The following is a 14,885-nucleotide window of genomic DNA, read 5'->3' on the forward strand; positions in this document are numbered from 1 at the left end:
ACGTGAAAGCATCGATAGACAAATTTAGTGAACATGGTGTAGCTTCGCGCTTACCGATTGCGCGATGACGACCTTCGGGTCTGCTCGCGAACGGCCACATCACCCTTTCCCCTTCGAAAGTAGGAAGCAATGAAGCTTCACAGCAAATGGCTCTTTGTGAGCGCCGCCGTGATCGCCGTTATGGCGGTCTCCGGTTGCAGCTCAGGAGACGACACCACCGCGAACGCCGGCAGTTCTGCCGCCACGGGCGGCAATCCGAATGCCGCAGCTGCGGCAGCGTACGTCGCTCAGGTCGAGGCATCGCCGACCGGCATCGGCTACAACTCGCCGATCACCGGCACAGCGCCGACCGGCATCAACGCGGCGATTCTCGAAAACAGCACTGCGGTCAACCAGCGCACAGACCAAGAGCTGGAGCACGCGCTGAAAGACCTGGGCTGGAACTACACCGTCGTGCCCATCGGCAATGGCGCTGAAGACCCCGCGACAGCGTTCGATCAAGCCCTCGACGCCAAGCCCGACATCGTGTTCTACTCGGGCTACAGCAGCGCACAGTTCAGCGCCCAGCTCGCCCGGGCCGGCCAGATGGGCGTCAAGGCAGTTGCCAGCTGCATCAACGACCCCGCCACCTCAGTGCTCATCGGCGTGGTATGCGACCCGGCCTCCCGAGACCTGTCGGCCAAGGCCACTGCTTCGTATATCGCCGCCCACGGAACCGGCAGCGACCACGTTCAGCTGTACGTTTCGTCGACCTTCCCCATCGATCAGGCCTACGGCGAAAGCTTTCAGAAATGGATGACGCAGCTCTGCCCGGGCTGTGAGGTCACCTCGAACAGCTTTCAGATCAGCGACATCGGCACCAAACTGCCCGGCGACGTGGTCAGTGCGGTTCAGCGTGATCCGAAGACCAACTATGTGATCTTCTGCTTCGGTGACGCGATGACCGGCGTCGTGCCCGCGCTCGATGCCGTCGGACTCACCAGCCAGGTGACGCTCGGTGGGGGTATCCCGGGAACAGAGCAATATGCCAGGCTCAAGGCCGGTGACAGTGACTTCTGGTTCCAAGACAACACGCCGTGGATCTCGTACCGCTTCGCCGACATCGCTGTTCGCAACCTGTTGGGCGAAGACACAGGCGTCGTGACGAACGCACCTTTGGTCAGCCAGCTGCTGACCAAAGACAACATCAACACGGCCGTGTTCAGCTCTGATGGCTACTGGCTCGGCTACAACGGGTACAACGCCGATTACCTGAAGCAGTGGGGCTTGAAGTGACACTCGGCACCGCTGTCGAGCCGGCTCTCGCCGTCTCTGGCTTGACGAAGACCTTCGGCGGCTCCCGCGCCCTCGCTGACTTCTCGGTCGAGATCGCGCCCGGCGAGATCCATGCGCTCGTCGGCGAGAACGGCTCCGGCAAGTCGACCTTCGTGAAGTTGCTCTCTGGGCTATACACGCCCGACAGCGGTGCCACCATCACGGTCGGGGGCCAGCCGCTTCAGGCTGGCGACCCGGCCGCGTCGCACGACGCCGGGCTGCGGTTCGTACACCAGGATCTCGGCCTGATCGCCGAACTCGACTCAGCCGAGAACCTCGCGTTGGGGGTGGGTTACGGAACAAAACTCGGTCGCCCCATTCGCTGGCGCAAGCAGTATCGCGCCGCTCAGATCGCCCTGGGCGCTCTCGGATACGACATCGACGTGCGGCTGCCGCTGTCGAAACTGACCCCGAGCGAGAGAACCGCGATCGCCATTGCGCGAGCCACGGCCGTGAAACCCGGGTCCGACCAGCCCCGGCTTCTTGTTCTCGACGAACCGACGGTGAACCTGCCCGGCCCAGAGGCAGACCGGCTGTTCGAGTTGATGTACAAGCTCCGCGACGCGGGGCTGGCGATCATCTTCATCTCGCACCATTTCGACGAGATCTTTCGGGTGGCCTCGAAAGTCACCGTGCTGCGCGACGGGCGCAGAATCGCCACCGAACCCATCGAGAATCTGACACATACCGGCCTCGTCGAGATGATGCTCGGCCGAAGTGTCGAAGAGCTCGAACTGGACTTTGTCGACTCTGTCGGGGATCCGGTCTTGAGCATCGACGACCTGGCCGGGGGTTCCGTCAGCGACTTCACCATGACGCTCCGTGCAGGCGAGGTCGTCGGCATCGCCGGCATCACCGGCTCCGGCCGCGAAGACGTGGCCCGGCTCGTTTCGGGCGATGCCGACCACCAAGGTCGCATCGCGGTGAACACGTCGGCGCTGCCGTCTGGCGATCCGCACGCGGCCATCTCCGCGGGTGTCGTCGCGGTGCACGCCAATCGGCAAGCGAGCTCGACCATTCCGCAGCACACGATTCGTGAGAACCTCACCATCGCAGGTCTGGGCCAGTACCTGCGGGCGGGCCGCATCAACACTCGAGCAGAGAAGGCAGATGTTGCTCGCCTCATGGAGGTGTTCGACATCCGCCCCCGGCAATCCGAGAAAGAGATCGGTCTTCTGTCGGGCGGCAACCAGCAGAAGGTCATGATCGCCAGGGCGTTGCGATTAAAGCCCACGGTTCTGGTGCTCGATGAACCGACCCAGGGTGTCGACGTCGGCGCGCAGGCCGCGATCCATCGTCTCATCGTCGATGCCGCGAACGACGGCATGGCCGTACTGGTGTGCAGCTCAGTGAGCGAAGAACTGGCCACTCTCTGTGACCGAGTTCTCGTCATGAACGGCGGGTCGGTGAGTGCTGAACTGCACCGCCCGCTGAACCCCGATCAAATAACCGCATCCACGCTCAACCGGCAGAAAACCAAGACGAAATGACATCGAACACGACAGTGAGCTCGCCGAAATCGCAGAGTCCACTTCCCCAGCCCACCCCGCTTCCCGAGCAATCGACAAAACGCCGATTCTCGTTCGGGTTCGACCGGTTCAGCGGCATCTACATCTTGGTCGCGCTGATCATCATCTACAGCATCTTGTTGCCGAGCACCTTTCCCACACGGCAGACCTTCGTCGGTGTGGCGGGCGACCAAGCAGTGACGGCCATCGTCGCTCTCGCCTTGATCGTGCCCTTGGCGGCAGGCGTGTTCGACCTCTCGGTCGCCGCGCTGCTGGGGGCTACGGTCGCCTTTGTCGTCTGGCTCCAGGCTCACGGTTTCGACCCCGTCTCCTCGATCGTGATCGCGGTGGCGGCAGGGCTTGTGATCGGCATCGTGAATGCGTTCGTCGTGGTCAAGCTGCGGGTGAACTCGTTCATTGCCACGCTCGGCATGAGCAGCATTCTGGCCGCGGCCGCCTACTGGCTCACCGACGGCCGAACCATCGTCGAGGGCATCGCGCCGTCGTTTCTCACCCTCGGGCGCAACCAACTGCTCGGCGTGCCACTGCCCGTGTGGTACCTGCTCGTCATCGCGCTCGTGCTCTGGTACGTCTTGGAGTTCACCTCGTTCGGCCGTTTTCTCTACGCGACCGGCGCCAATCCGCGCGCATCGCGACTGGCCGGCGTGCGCACCGATCGCCTCGTGGTGCAGTCGCTGCTGATCTCGGCCCTGCTCGCCTCGGTCGCCGGAGTGATTCTGGCGGCAAAGGTCGGTGTCGCAAGCCCCGAGATCGGGCCGTCGTACTTGCTGCCCGGTTTTGCAGCTGCCTTCTTGGGCTCGACGCAGATCAAGCCGGGGCGGGTCAACGTGCTCGGCACCATCGTCGCGGTCTACCTGCTCGCGGTCGGCGTCAAAGGCCTGCAACTGCTCGGCGCAGAGAACTACCTGAGCAGCCTGTTCAATGGCATCGCGCTGATCGTCGCGGTCGCTTTGGCGGCACGTTCGAGTCGCCAGAAAGAGTAGCCCGACGCTCCCGCCACAGGAAAAGGGGAAGAGCACGCCACTCGGCTGCTCTTCCCCTCCTTTTCTGTGCTCCCGCGTAGCAGTTACCGTTCGCCGCGCGACGACTTCAGTGCGGACTCGGCGCCCTCGGCCCGAAGCTCGCGCAAGAAGTTGTACTCGTCGGGCTGAAAGTGAATGTTGCTGAGCGACGCGCTGACGACCGTGGTCGCCGCGAACGACAGATCTATGCCCATCTTGGCCAGCGACGCGAAGACCGCGTACTTCTCACTCACGATTCCGTCGCGCATGATCGATGCGCACATCGTCGCGAGCTCCTCGACTTTGGCGCTGCGGTCGGCAGCAGAACCTGTCCAGTCGATCAGGCCGTACGACAGGGCATCCTGAGCAGACCAGTTCAGACCGAGGAACATGAGATCTTTCGCGCGCTTGAGGCCCACCAGGGCGATCAGCAGCGACAGGTCACCGTCGGCGCCCACGTTGCGCCACCGCGGGTTGCCGAAGCGGGCATCGTCTGAGGCGACAACGAGGTCGGCGCAGAGCGCGAAGTACAGCCCGGTTTCGAGGCAGTCGCCCTTTGCCTCGACAATGGTGACCTTGCGGCATTTCAGCAGCCGCGAATACAGCCCCTTCGGCCCCCACCAGTTCTCGTCGAGCGCGATGAGCCTTGCCCGCTGACTCGGATGCTTCTTCACCGAGCCGCCCGGGGCGTCGAGGTACTGCCGCCACACTTCGTCGGGATCCCACCCAGAACTCAGATCGTCGCCGACCGAGCTGAGAACGACGACCTTGATGTCGTCGTCGCTCTCGACCTGGTCGAGATAGCCGCAGATCGCGGCCGCCATCGGTGCGTCTATGGCATTGCGCGCCTCGGGCCGCCGCAGCGTGATTCGGGCGATGTGCGCCGCGCGATCGAGGTCGAGGGTGACGCGCGATTCACTCATGGGTTTCACCGTGACTCACGAGCAGACCCGCCGAGTAGAAGCTCGCCATGTCGAATTCCCTTCCGACGCCCGACGCATCGAGCACCGCTTGTTGAAGCATTTTGGTCATGACCACCCCGTCGAGCGGCATCAGTGCGGCCGATGCCGCCATGTCGAGCGCGGCAGAGGCGAGCCGGTCGCGGTCGACGACCCGGTTGACGAGCCCGAAGGCGTCGGCCTGCGCGGCGTCGATGGCGTAATCGCGAATGAGCCAGGCCTTCGCTCTGTTGAGCCGTATGGTCAGCGCCGCGAGCACGAAGTTGGCTTCCGGATGCTCGGCGAACGGTGACGCGAAGGTCGCGTCATGCGCCGCCACCGTGAGGTCTGACGAGAGCACCAGCAGGCTGCCGGCACCCGAACACTCTCCCGCCACCTCGGTGAGAATCACCTTCTTCGAAAACGTCATGCTCTGATAGAGAGCTGACGCGCCGGAGACAGTGCGGCTCCAGTCGGTGAAGATGAGCGCGGGGTCGGGGTCGGGTGCGAGCTGAGCGGGCGCGAAGTCCCCTCTGCTGCGCAGAACGATCACCTTGACGAAGTCGTTGTCAGAAAGGTCGACCACGGCATTCCGCAACGCAGTGGTGAAGGCGATGTCGCCGCGGTTCAGCGGCGAGAAGTCGTCGACCTCGATGATGCCGATCCAGTTGTCGATCGTGATGTCCACGGGTCAACTCCTCTCTACAGCGACGGGTGCGGATGCTGCGGGCGCCGCGGCTGGGGCCGACGCCGACACCGTTTTTGTCACCCGCGGGTCTGCCGCGCCCTGCCGCTTCTTGTCGGCGTCGAGCGCGCCGCCCACGCCTACCTCTTTGGCGGTCTTCCAGAAGTCCAGTTCGTCGGGCGCGGTCTGCAGAAAGTGCGAAACGAGGAGACCGGTGATCGACGGCACGCTCGTGTCCATCACGCCCTCGGCAGCCTTTATGCGGGCCTTGAGATAGAGCAGCTTCTGCAGTGGCTTGGCGGCGATCTCTTCAGCGACACGGCGCGCCGCCTCACCGAGGTCGGCGGCCGAGGCGGTCTGATGAACCAGCCCGAGGTCTTTCGCCTCGATTCCGGTCATCGGCATCGCCGTGAATCCGGTTCGCCTCGCGGCCTTCGTGCCGAGAATGCGGTTGATGTGCACGCTGGCCACGGCACCGGCCGGGCCGAGAAAGCGGGCCTCGAGGGCGCCGATCTTGGCGTCGTCGCTCGCGATCACCACGTCGCACTTGCACGCGATCATGAAGTACGCGGCGGCGGCGCAATAGCCGTGGATCTGGGCAATCGTCACCTTCGATGAACGAGAGATGGCCTGGCTGAAGCCGAGCCTGCCCCACGCCATGTCGGCACCGTATCGGTAGCCCACATTCAGGGTGCGCCGGCGTTCGTGCGGTCGGCGTTGACCCCATTCTTCGTTGATCTCGTTGCCGCTGCAGAACGAGCGGCCGTTGCCGCGAAAGACGATGACCTTCACATCGGTGTCGGTCTCCGCCTCGGCCATGAGATCGGTGATGCGGTCGCGCATGGGCACGCTCATCGCATTGTGCTTCTCGGGCCGATTCAGAGTGATCGTCGCCACGCCCGTCTGCCGGTCGACCTCATACAGCACGAGGCCGGGTGCGGCCGCGATGCTCTGTTCCGTGCCGTAGCGCGTCATCGTTTTTCTCCTGACTCGGCGTCGTCTGTATAAACCTCGATGATGCCCCGGCTCACAAGGTCGCCGATTTGGTCACGACTGAGGCCGGCGATGAGCAGTTCTTCCACGGTGTCTTCGCCGAGTTCGGGCGTCTGCGCACCGACTCTTCCAGGCGTGCGCTCGAGGTGAAAGGGCAAACCCACGGTCTTGACCGTGCCCCATTTTCGATCGGGCTGCTCGACGATGTAACCGTTCGCCAGGGCATCCGGATCGTCGGCCAGGTCGAGAAAGCTGTTCACCGGGGCGACCGGAACACCATTGGCCCGCAGAATCTCGACCCACTCATCACGGCCCTTGGTCAGAAACGTCTCTTCGATCAGCGGCTCGAGAATGTCGCGCTGCTTCTCTCTGATGCGGCTCTTCGCGAACCGCTCGTCGTCGTACAAGTCTTGCCTGCCGAGCGCGGTGGTCAGGTGCACCCACAGTTTCTGATCGGTGGCTGCGATGACGAGCCATTTGTCGTCGCCGGCTTTGAAGGCGCCAGAGGTCGAGGTGACCCGATTACCGCCCAGTCTGAACACCGTATCTTGATCGAGAGCGATGGTGACCTCGGCCGTGTGCAGACCGATAGCCGCCCCCATCAGCGATGCGTCGACCCGCTGGCCCTCGCCGGTGCGCTCACGCACGAAGAGCGCGGTGAGCACCGCCATCGCGAGGTACATCCCGCCTGCGGTATCGGCCAGCCCGCGGGTGGCAAGCCGCGGCTCGCCGTCGAGACCGCGGTTGAAATCAGAGACGCCCGAAACCGCCTGAGCGACCATGTCGAACATGGGTTCTGCCGCGTTCGGCCCGTAGGGCCCGTAGCCCGAAGCCGCTGCGAAGATGACCTTCGGATTCACGGCGCGCACCTGGTCGTAGCCGAGCCCCAACCGCTCCATCACCCCGGGGCGGAAGTTCTCGATGACCACGTCACACGTCGCAGCCAGCTTCAAGATGAGCTCGCGGCCCTCGTCGGTGGTGATATCCACCGCCATGGAACGTTTGCCCCGGTTGAGGCTGTGAAAGAAGCCGCCGAACCCGGCCGGCGACAACCGCAGCCGCCTGTCCCACTCCCCGCCGGGGCGTTCCACCTTCACGACTTCGGCGCCGAGATCGGCGAAGATTCGTGTGGCGTAGGGTCCCTGCATAAAGCGGGTGAAGTCGAGTACACGGATGCCGTCGAGCGCTCCCGCCGGCAGCGTGTTCGGTGGCGTCGCTGTCGACTGCTCCGTCTTCGTCTGCTCTGTCTTCGTGGATTCAGTCTTCGCGGACTCTGTGATCCTGGGCTCAGTGGTCGTCACTGTCGGCCTCCGTCGCATCGATCGTGGAGACGAGCACATCGAGGCTTTCGACAACGCCATTGCTGATGCGCAACGGGTTCACCTCGAGTGCCTCGAGTTGGCCGCCGAGCGAGAGCGCGGCGCGGCTGATGGCCAGAATGCTCTCGCTGAGCGCATCGAGATCGACTGCCGCCGTTCCTCGAGCCCCCTTCAGAAGCGCCGATCCCTTGAGCTCATTGAGCATCTCCACGATGTCAGACGCGACCACCGGAAGAACCCGGATGCTGCTGTCTTTCAGCGTCTCGACCCAGATTCCGCCGAGCGCCACCGTGAGTACCGGTCCGAACGTCGGGTCGACGGTGACGCCGACCAGCAGCTCGAGCCCGGGTTCGCGCATCGGAGACACCAGCACGCCGCGAATGTCGGCGCCCGGAACGTTCGTGGTCGACGAGCGGATGATGCGGCCGAAGGCCGACCGCGCGGCATCCGCATCGGTCACACCGAGCACCACCCCGCCGACGTCGGACTTGTGCGGAATGTCTCTCGAGCACACCTTCATCGCCACCGGGCCGCCCATCTCGGCGACCGCGCGGGCCGCATCGTCGGCCGTCGTGACGAGTCGGGCGGGCACCATGGGCACACCTGCCGCTTCGAGCAGGTCGCGACCGGATGCCTCGTCCCACGTTCCAGCCGGCACACTCGCGCTCTCGCTGAGGGGCAGTTCGAGGGATCCTTCGCGCCCGAGAATGCTCTCGCTCTGGTCGATCCAGCGCATCATGTACCCGATCGACGACATCGCGAGGTCGACACCCGGCAAGAGGTAGATGCCGTTGTTCTGCAGCAGGTCTCGCGGGTATTCGTGCACATCGAGCGCCGTATTCGACGAGAAGAAGATGGGGACCGGTGACGCCTTCGCAATCTGCCCGATGATCTCCATGCGGCTCTCGATGAAGACGGGATCGCTGGGCTTGACCGGCGGCAGGGGGGTCATCATGGTGAACATGAAGTCGATGCCCGAGTCTTCGGCCGCGATCTCCATCAGGTCGTCTTCGGCCTTGGTGTGCCGCGGGCGCTCACGGGCGTGGCCGAAGCCGGTGGTGTCGAGGGGGTTGAGGGTCGAGGCGAACGGCGGCAGCATCTCGCGCAGCCGATCGACGGTGTCCTGCTGCCACTCCGGCAGAGGCAGATCGTGGTTGCTCGCGAGATCGGCGATCACGTTGCATCCGCCTCCCGACGACGTGACGACACCCATGCGCCTGCCCCGAGGCCGGCGATCGGTGTAGCCCAGCAGCCCGACCGTCGAAACGAGTTCTTCGAGGCTCTCGACACGCACGATTCCGGCCTGCTTGAAGGCGGCATCGACGACGGCATCGTTGGTCGCCATCGCTCCGGTGTGCGCCATGGCCGAGCGCATGCCCTCTTCACTTCGACCGGCCTTGTAGGCGACGATCGGTTTGCCCGCCTCGAGCGCACGGTGTGCCACCTCGATGAATCGGTCGGGGTCACGCACCGTCTCGAGAAAGAGAGCGATGGATTTCGTCGACTCGTCGCCGACGAGATAGTCGAGAACGTCGAGCGTGTTCATCACCGCCGAGTTGCCGAGCGAAGCCCACGTGCTGACGCCCACGGCATGGGCCTGGGCGAATTCGTAGGTCGCCCGCGAGATCGAGCCGCTCTCGAAGACGGCGCTGACCGGGCCGGCGACGGGAGCGTAATGCGACGCGACCGCCCACGGCGCGATGCCGAGCGTGCCGTTGATGAAGCCGATGGTATTCGGGCCCATGATCGTGATGTCGAGTTCTTCTGCCGCACGCTGCAACTCGAACTGTCGCAGCTGCCCCTCTTCGCCCGCCTCACCGTAACCGGCGGCGAGAACCACAGCATTGTGGATGCCCGCGGCCGCTGCGTCTTCGAGAATCTCGATGACCCGGCCGGGCCCGACCATGATGTAGGCCATGTCGACCGGCTCGGCGAGATCGCGGAGCGTCGCAACCGTTCTGTGCCCGAAGAGCTCGGGGTACTTCGGATGCACGAAGCAGAGTTTGTCGACCCCGCCGCCCAGTCGCAGACTGTTCATGAGGTTGATCGCCCAGCTCGAGCTGTTCGAAGCGCCGACGATGGCGATGCTGCGCGGTTCGAGAAATGCCCGGATTCGATCCGGCGTGACGAGCGCTCTGCGAGCGGTGAGTTCAGCGACGGCCATGACGGCCTCCTTACGGTGATTATGCTGTGGTCCAGAATTAGTTTACCAGGTTCATCAATTCAGGTGAAGAAAGCCCGCCTCGACTTTCTGTGACGAGGCGGGCTTACACCGGTCGTGCGGTTATGGCTTGAAGGCCACGAGCAACTGCGTCGACGGGTCGTACTTCAACGTCACCATCTCGTCTTTGAACGCCTGCGTGCTGTTCGCAAACGACATGGTGCCGCCCTCTTTGCCCGAGACGCCTTCGAAGGGAGCGATTCCTTTGAGAGCGGCGCTCAGAGCGTCACCGTCGGTGGAACCCTTGGTCACGTCGAGGGCCTTGGCCAAGAACGTGAATCCGTCGTAGGTCTCGCCGGCCGCCTCAGAGAGACCGCCTGCCGCCTGGGCTGCAGTTCCGCCGTTTGCGGCCGCGTACTTCGCTGCGAAGTCGGCGTAGAGGGGTTTGTCGGGTTGCTTGTTCTGAATGCTGTACACGGGAATGGTCTTGTACGCGTCACCGCCGATGCGAAGAGCATCGGGAGCGACGGGAGACGAGAACCCGATGAGGGGAACCACGAGCCCTTGCTCGTTCATGGTCTTCACCATCAGACCCGCGTCAGCGGCCGACGACCCGACGATGATGACACCGTCGGGCTTCTCTCCAGCCATCGTCGCCACGGTCGACGAGAGATCGGTGGCATTCAGGGTGTAGCCGACGGGAGCGAGCGCGTTCACGCCCTTCGCCTTCAGCGCCTGGTCGATCGGATCTGACAGGGTCGAGCCCGACGGTGAGTCATCATGCACGACGAGCACATTCTTCAGCCCGAGGTCAGAGGCGGCTTGGGCCATCTGGTTGGGGTAGTCGGACTGCACGTGATCCGTGCGGAAGACATACTGCGAACCGTCGGTCAACGCGGGCGAGATCGTCGACGTCGACATGAAGACGATCTTGCGCGGATCGGTCAGTTGCCGAATCGCCAGACCCTCGATGGTCGTGTATGCACCGGCGACGATCTCGGCGCCATCGACAGTGAGGGCGCGTTGTGTCACCTGGGCTGAAGCATCAGCGGTGAGTTGGTCGTCGTAGGTCTTCAGCACGAGTTCGCGACCGCCGGCGCCGCCTTTGGCGTTGATCTCGTTGACGGCAAGCGTGGCCGCGTTGACCATCTGCTCTGCCGTCGCCTTGTTACCGCTGGTCAACGGAACGGGGAATGCCACGACAAGCGGCTTACCGGTGAAGGTGCCGCCGGAGGAGCTCGACGTCGAGCCTCCCCCGCTGCAGCCGGCCAGAAGCAGCGCAGCGGCGACGGCAATCGCTGCTGGTGCGATCAATTTCTTCATTTTCACTCTTTTCTCGAATAGGTAGGGCGTTTGGTGCGATGTGAAGTTGTGGCCGGGCCTACCCGAAGTAGGCCGAGTTGAGCGCGGCGCCGGTCAGGGCATCCGGAACGCCTTCGGCCGAAATACGGCCCTCGCGCAGAACGATCATTCGCGAGCAGGCGCGCGCGACGCGTTCGCTGTTCTGCTCGACGATCAGCATCGACATGCCCCGTTCGCGCAGCGCCCCGAACGACTGGTAGATGCGATCGATGATGAGCGGCGCCAAACCGAGCGACGGCTCGTCGAGCAGTAACAGCTTCGGGTTCTGCACGATGGCGCGCGAGACCGAGAGCATCTGCTGCTCTCCGCCGGAGAGCAGACCCGCGAGTTGGTCTTTTCGCTCGAGCAGAACGGGAAACAGTTCGTAGATGAGATCGCGCACCTCAGCCAGCCGCTTGCGCACCTCGGCCGGGCGCAGCAACATGGTCGAAAGCTGCAGGTTCTCATCGACCGTCAGCGGGCGGATGACCCGGTGGCCCTCGGGCAGAACCACGATGCCTCTGCGGGCGAGCGACGCCGTTCCGGCACCGGCGATGTCGGCGCCTTCGAAGAGGATTCGACCGGAACTCGGCTTCAGCGCGCCGCTGATCGACGACATCAGCGTCGATTTGCCAGCACCGTTCATCCCGACCAGACCGACGACCTCACCCGCGCCCACGGTTAGGGAGATCTCGCGCAGCACCGGGCTGTGGCGCCCATACGCGACGGTGATGTTCTGAACCTCGAGCAGTGGCGTTGTCACTGTGGCACTCCTAGGTAGGCAGAGATGACTTCGTCTTGCGCGAAGACCTCGGCGGGGGCGCCGTGGGCGATGATCTTGCCGGTCTGCAAGACGTAGATGCGATCGCAGGCGGCGTTGATGAGCGGCAGGTTGTGGTCGACGAGCAGAACGCCGATCTCACGCTCGGAGAGCATTCGCACAATGGCCGCGACTTCGTCGCGCTCGAACTCGGTGAGTCCGGCGCCCGGCTCGTCGAGCAGCAAGAACGACGGTTCGAGCATTAGATTGCGGGCGATCTCGATCATGCGCAGCACGCCGTAGGGCTGAGCGCCCGCGGGATGCTCGGCTCGCCCTGCGATATTGAAGTCGGCGAGCAATTCCATCGCCCGGCCCCTGATGCGCTCGTCGTCGTGTCGCGCCCGGGGCGAGTAGATCGTCTGACCGAACGCACTCGCCTTCGCTCGCCCGTCACCGCCCAGCATGACGTTCTCGATGACCGAGAGGTCGGGAATGTACTTCGGGCTCTGAAAGGTGCGCCCGATTCCCCGGCGAACGATCTCTGCCTGGCGCTTGCCGATCAGCTCCACGCCGTCGAGCTGAATCGAGCCGCCCGACGTCGGCACATCGCCCGTCGCCGTATTGAGCAGCGTGGTCTTGCCGGCCCCATTCGGGCCGATGAGACCCACGACCTCGCCCGTCGAGACCTGAACGCTGGCATGATCGACCGCGGTGTTGCCGCCGAAACGCACACTCACGTCGTTCAGGGTGAGGTGCCGTACCTGACCGGTCCGCTCGGTGAGCACAAGCCTGCCGGCGCGATCGATACCCGAGACGGCCTCTGCAGACCCGGCCGGCGCATCGGGCGCCGAGACGGTCGGCTCGACGCGCCCGATGCGGCCCTTGACCCGGGCCCAGAGATCGCTGAACGCACCCGCGATACCGCCGCGAGTCAGAATCACGAGCACGAGAATGCCGATGCCGTAGATGAGGTCTTGCGCCGAGCTGGTGGCCAGCGAGAGTTCGTCCATCACGACGAGGGCGGCGACACCGAACAGCGGGCCCCAGAAGTATCCGGCGCCTCCCAGGATGACCGCGAGCAGCAGCGCGATCAGTCGGGTGAAGCTGAAGGTGTCCAAGTCCATCACCAGCTGAAAGTGCGCGAAGAGAACGCCCGCGAGCCCCGCTAGCGCACCAGAGAGCGCAAAGGCCACGAGTCGGGTGGAACTCGACGAGATGCCCACAGCCGAGAGGATGCGCGGACCCTCCCGCAAGGCCGTGAACTTGCGGCGCATTGCCGAGTGCTGAATGCGGAGCATCAGTTCGAAAACCAGCCACGCAAACACGGCGACGAGCCAGTAATAGGCGGGCAGGCCGCCGATCAGCAGAACTCCGAAGAAGCTCGGCGAGGGAATCAAGAAGATACCGATGGTTCCACCGCTGAAGTCTTTCCAGTTCACCACGACCTCGGCCAAGGCGAGTGCGAAGGCCAACGTCTGAATGGCGAGAAAGACCTCACTCAGTCTGCGAGTCGGCAGCGCCACCAAGACCGAGAGGCCTGTCGTCACCGCTACGGCGAGCATGAGGGCGATCCAGAAGTTCAAACCGAACTTGACCTCGAGAAACACGCTGGTGAATGCGCCGAGCCCGTACGTCATCACCAGCGCCATGTTGAAGATGCCGGCATACCCGTAGATCAGGTTGAACGCCACCGTCAAGATGTAGGCGATGAGCGCAGCGCTGGCGATGTGCACCAGGTACGCGTTGCCCGAAACGATCAAGCCGATCAGAACGAGCACGACGGGTGCGGCGATCCGCAAGGTGGCAGGGCCCCGCAAGCGGCGGGTCACGGTTGCGGTGGTCATACTCGTTCCGCCGTTCCTCTGAAGGTGAAGAGGCCGTTGGGCCGAAAGATGAGAACGACCGTGAGCACAATGAACAGGGCCGTGAGTTGCAATCCGGGGCCGACGAACGTATCCATCGCAGTCACCGCCGCACCGGCGACGACGGCACCGCCGACCGCGCTGAACAGCGAGTTGAGCCCGCCGATGACCGCACCGACCAAAGAGAACAGCAGCAGAGTCGGTGCGACTTCGACAGAGACGCTGGCCAGGCTGGCCTGAAACATGCCTCCGATCGCTAGGCAGATGCCGGCGACCACCCAGGCGAGCAGCTGAAACCGGCTTCCGCGGATGCCGTAGATCGCGGCGAGTTCCTTGTCGTGCGAGACCGCCGTCAGCGATCGGCCGACGAGAGTTCGATCGAGCAGAAACCAGAGCACCAGAAGCAGCACCGCCGCGAGCACGATGACGAGAATCCGCTGGGTGGCGGTGCGATAGCCGAAGATGTCGACCGTGCCCGAGATCCAGGGCTGCACCACGGTCGGCGCTCCGCCGAAGATCGTGCGTGTGACGAAATTGAGAATCAGGCCGACACCGAGCGAAGCGAGCGTGAGGCCGATCGGCGAGACTCCGCGACGCTGCGCGGGCCGAATGGCGACGTAATAGGTGATGGTGCCGACGACTCCGCCGGCGATGAGGGTGAGCAGTGCGCCGATGAGCGAATTCGTGGCGGCAGTCCACGAAGCGCAGGCGGCAGCTGCGAAGATGGCAACGTATCCCGCGCCGAAATTCACCACACCGCCGACGCGATAGACAAGACTCACCGAGGCCACCATCGGCACGAGCACAGCTGAGGCGGATAGCACGGCGATCAAAAAGACGATCATCGAGACTCACTCCCTTGTAAGTACAAAAATACATAACAACGACAATAGTTAGCGTTGTTAAGTGTTACGAAGCAACCTACATCAATCGCACCGACGTCACTAGTGACGACGAAGCTTTTTTGCCGGTGCTACACGAG

The 14,885-nt window shown here is 63.9% G+C and carries 12 protein-coding genes; 3 read left to right on the plus strand and 9 right to left on the minus strand.

What is annotated here, in order from left to right; translation table 11 throughout:
• Positions 1-129 precede the first annotated feature (129 nt).
• From LQ955_RS15105 to LQ955_RS15115, 3 genes are read left to right on the plus strand one after another with little or no spacing between them, the layout of a single operon-like run.
• A complete protein-coding gene (locus tag LQ955_RS15105; protein ID WP_231025324.1) occupies positions 130-1,275 on the plus strand; it encodes a sugar ABC transporter substrate-binding protein in 1,146 nt (381 codons plus the stop codon).
• Positions 1,272-2,804 (plus strand): sugar ABC transporter ATP-binding protein, encoded by a 1,533-nt coding sequence (locus LQ955_RS15110; RefSeq protein WP_231025325.1) that lies wholly within the window; start codon positions 1,272-1,274, stop codon positions 2,802-2,804. The genes LQ955_RS15105 and LQ955_RS15110 overlap by 4 nt, the downstream gene beginning before the upstream one ends.
• Entirely contained in the window at positions 2,801-3,826 is a 1,026-nt protein-coding gene (locus LQ955_RS15115) for an ABC transporter permease (protein WP_231025326.1), read from the plus strand. The genes LQ955_RS15110 and LQ955_RS15115 overlap by 4 nt, the downstream gene beginning before the upstream one ends.
• Before the next feature lie 83 nt (positions 3,827-3,909).
• Here the strand turns inward: LQ955_RS15115 and LQ955_RS15120 are convergent, their stop codons facing one another.
• From LQ955_RS15120 to LQ955_RS15160, 9 genes are all read right to left on the minus strand, one after another.
• On the minus strand, positions 3,910-4,767 hold the full coding sequence (locus tag LQ955_RS15120; RefSeq protein ID WP_231025327.1) for an enoyl-CoA hydratase/isomerase family protein: 858 nt from the start codon (positions 4,765-4,767) through the stop codon (positions 3,910-3,912).
• Positions 4,760-5,470, minus strand: coding sequence for an enoyl-CoA hydratase/isomerase family protein (locus tag LQ955_RS15125; RefSeq protein ID WP_231025328.1), 711 nt, complete (start codon positions 5,468-5,470; stop codon positions 4,760-4,762). The genes LQ955_RS15120 and LQ955_RS15125 overlap by 8 nt, the downstream gene beginning before the upstream one ends.
• Positions 5,471-5,473: 3 nt before the next feature.
• Positions 5,474-6,442: an enoyl-CoA hydratase/isomerase family protein gene (locus LQ955_RS15130; protein ID WP_231025329.1), complete on the minus strand. Its 969-nt coding sequence runs from the start codon at positions 6,440-6,442 to the stop codon at positions 5,474-5,476.
• Positions 6,439-7,761, minus strand: a complete 1,323-nt coding sequence (locus LQ955_RS15135; protein WP_231025330.1) for a CaiB/BaiF CoA transferase family protein — start codon at positions 7,759-7,761, stop codon at positions 6,439-6,441. Before LQ955_RS15135 ends, LQ955_RS15130 begins: the two co-directional genes overlap by 4 nt.
• Entirely contained in the window at positions 7,748-9,943 is a 2,196-nt protein-coding gene (locus LQ955_RS15140; RefSeq protein ID WP_231025331.1) for an acetate--CoA ligase family protein, read from the minus strand. Before LQ955_RS15140 ends, LQ955_RS15135 begins: the two co-directional genes overlap by 14 nt.
• Before the next feature lie 120 nt (positions 9,944-10,063).
• Positions 10,064-11,263 carry an ABC transporter substrate-binding protein gene (locus LQ955_RS15145; protein WP_231025332.1) on the minus strand — a complete coding sequence of 400 codons (1,200 nt, stop codon included), beginning with the start codon at positions 11,261-11,263 and terminating at the stop codon, positions 10,064-10,066.
• Positions 11,264-11,321: 58 nt separating this feature from the next.
• Positions 11,322-12,044: an ABC transporter ATP-binding protein gene (locus LQ955_RS15150; protein WP_231025333.1), complete on the minus strand. Its 723-nt coding sequence runs from the start codon at positions 12,042-12,044 to the stop codon at positions 11,322-11,324.
• A complete protein-coding gene (locus LQ955_RS15155; RefSeq protein WP_231025334.1) occupies positions 12,041-13,885 on the minus strand; it encodes a branched-chain amino acid ABC transporter ATP-binding protein/permease in 1,845 nt (614 codons plus the stop codon). The genes LQ955_RS15150 and LQ955_RS15155 overlap by 4 nt, the downstream gene beginning before the upstream one ends.
• Positions 13,882-14,748 (minus strand): branched-chain amino acid ABC transporter permease, encoded by an 867-nt coding sequence (locus LQ955_RS15160; RefSeq protein ID WP_231025335.1) that lies wholly within the window; start codon positions 14,746-14,748, stop codon positions 13,882-13,884. The genes LQ955_RS15155 and LQ955_RS15160 overlap by 4 nt, the downstream gene beginning before the upstream one ends.
• Positions 14,749-14,885: the final 137 nt, after the last annotated feature.

Origin of the sequence: Subtercola endophyticus, assembly GCF_021044565.1 — a bacterium.
GTDB classification, from domain to species: domain Bacteria; phylum Actinomycetota; class Actinomycetes; order Actinomycetales; family Microbacteriaceae; genus Subtercola; species Subtercola endophyticus.

Excerpts from the sequence above, each read along its gene's own strand:
- LQ955_RS15105 (WP_231025324.1), top strand. The coding sequence starts at position 130 with ATGAAGCTTCACAGCAAATGGCTCTTTGTGAGCGCCGCCGTGATCGCC.
- LQ955_RS15115 (WP_231025326.1), top strand. The coding sequence starts at position 2,801 with ATGACATCGAACACGACAGTGAGCTCGCCGAAATCGCAGAGTCCACTT.
- LQ955_RS15120 (WP_231025327.1), bottom strand. The coding sequence starts at position 4,767 with ATGAGTGAATCGCGCGTCACCCTCGACCTCGATCGCGCGGCGCACATC.
- LQ955_RS15130 (WP_231025329.1), bottom strand. The coding sequence starts at position 6,442 with ATGACGCGCTACGGCACGGAACAGAGCATCGCGGCCGCACCCGGCCTC.
- LQ955_RS15140 (WP_231025331.1), bottom strand. The coding sequence starts at position 9,943 with ATGGCCGTCGCTGAACTCACCGCTCGCAGAGCGCTCGTCACGCCGGAT.
- LQ955_RS15145 (WP_231025332.1), bottom strand. The coding sequence starts at position 11,263 with ATGAAGAAATTGATCGCACCAGCAGCGATTGCCGTCGCCGCTGCGCTG.
- LQ955_RS15155 (WP_231025334.1), bottom strand. The coding sequence starts at position 13,885 with ATGACCACCGCAACCGTGACCCGCCGCTTGCGGGGCCCTGCCACCTTG.
- LQ955_RS15160 (WP_231025335.1), bottom strand. The coding sequence starts at position 14,748 with ATGATCGTCTTTTTGATCGCCGTGCTATCCGCCTCAGCTGTGCTCGTG.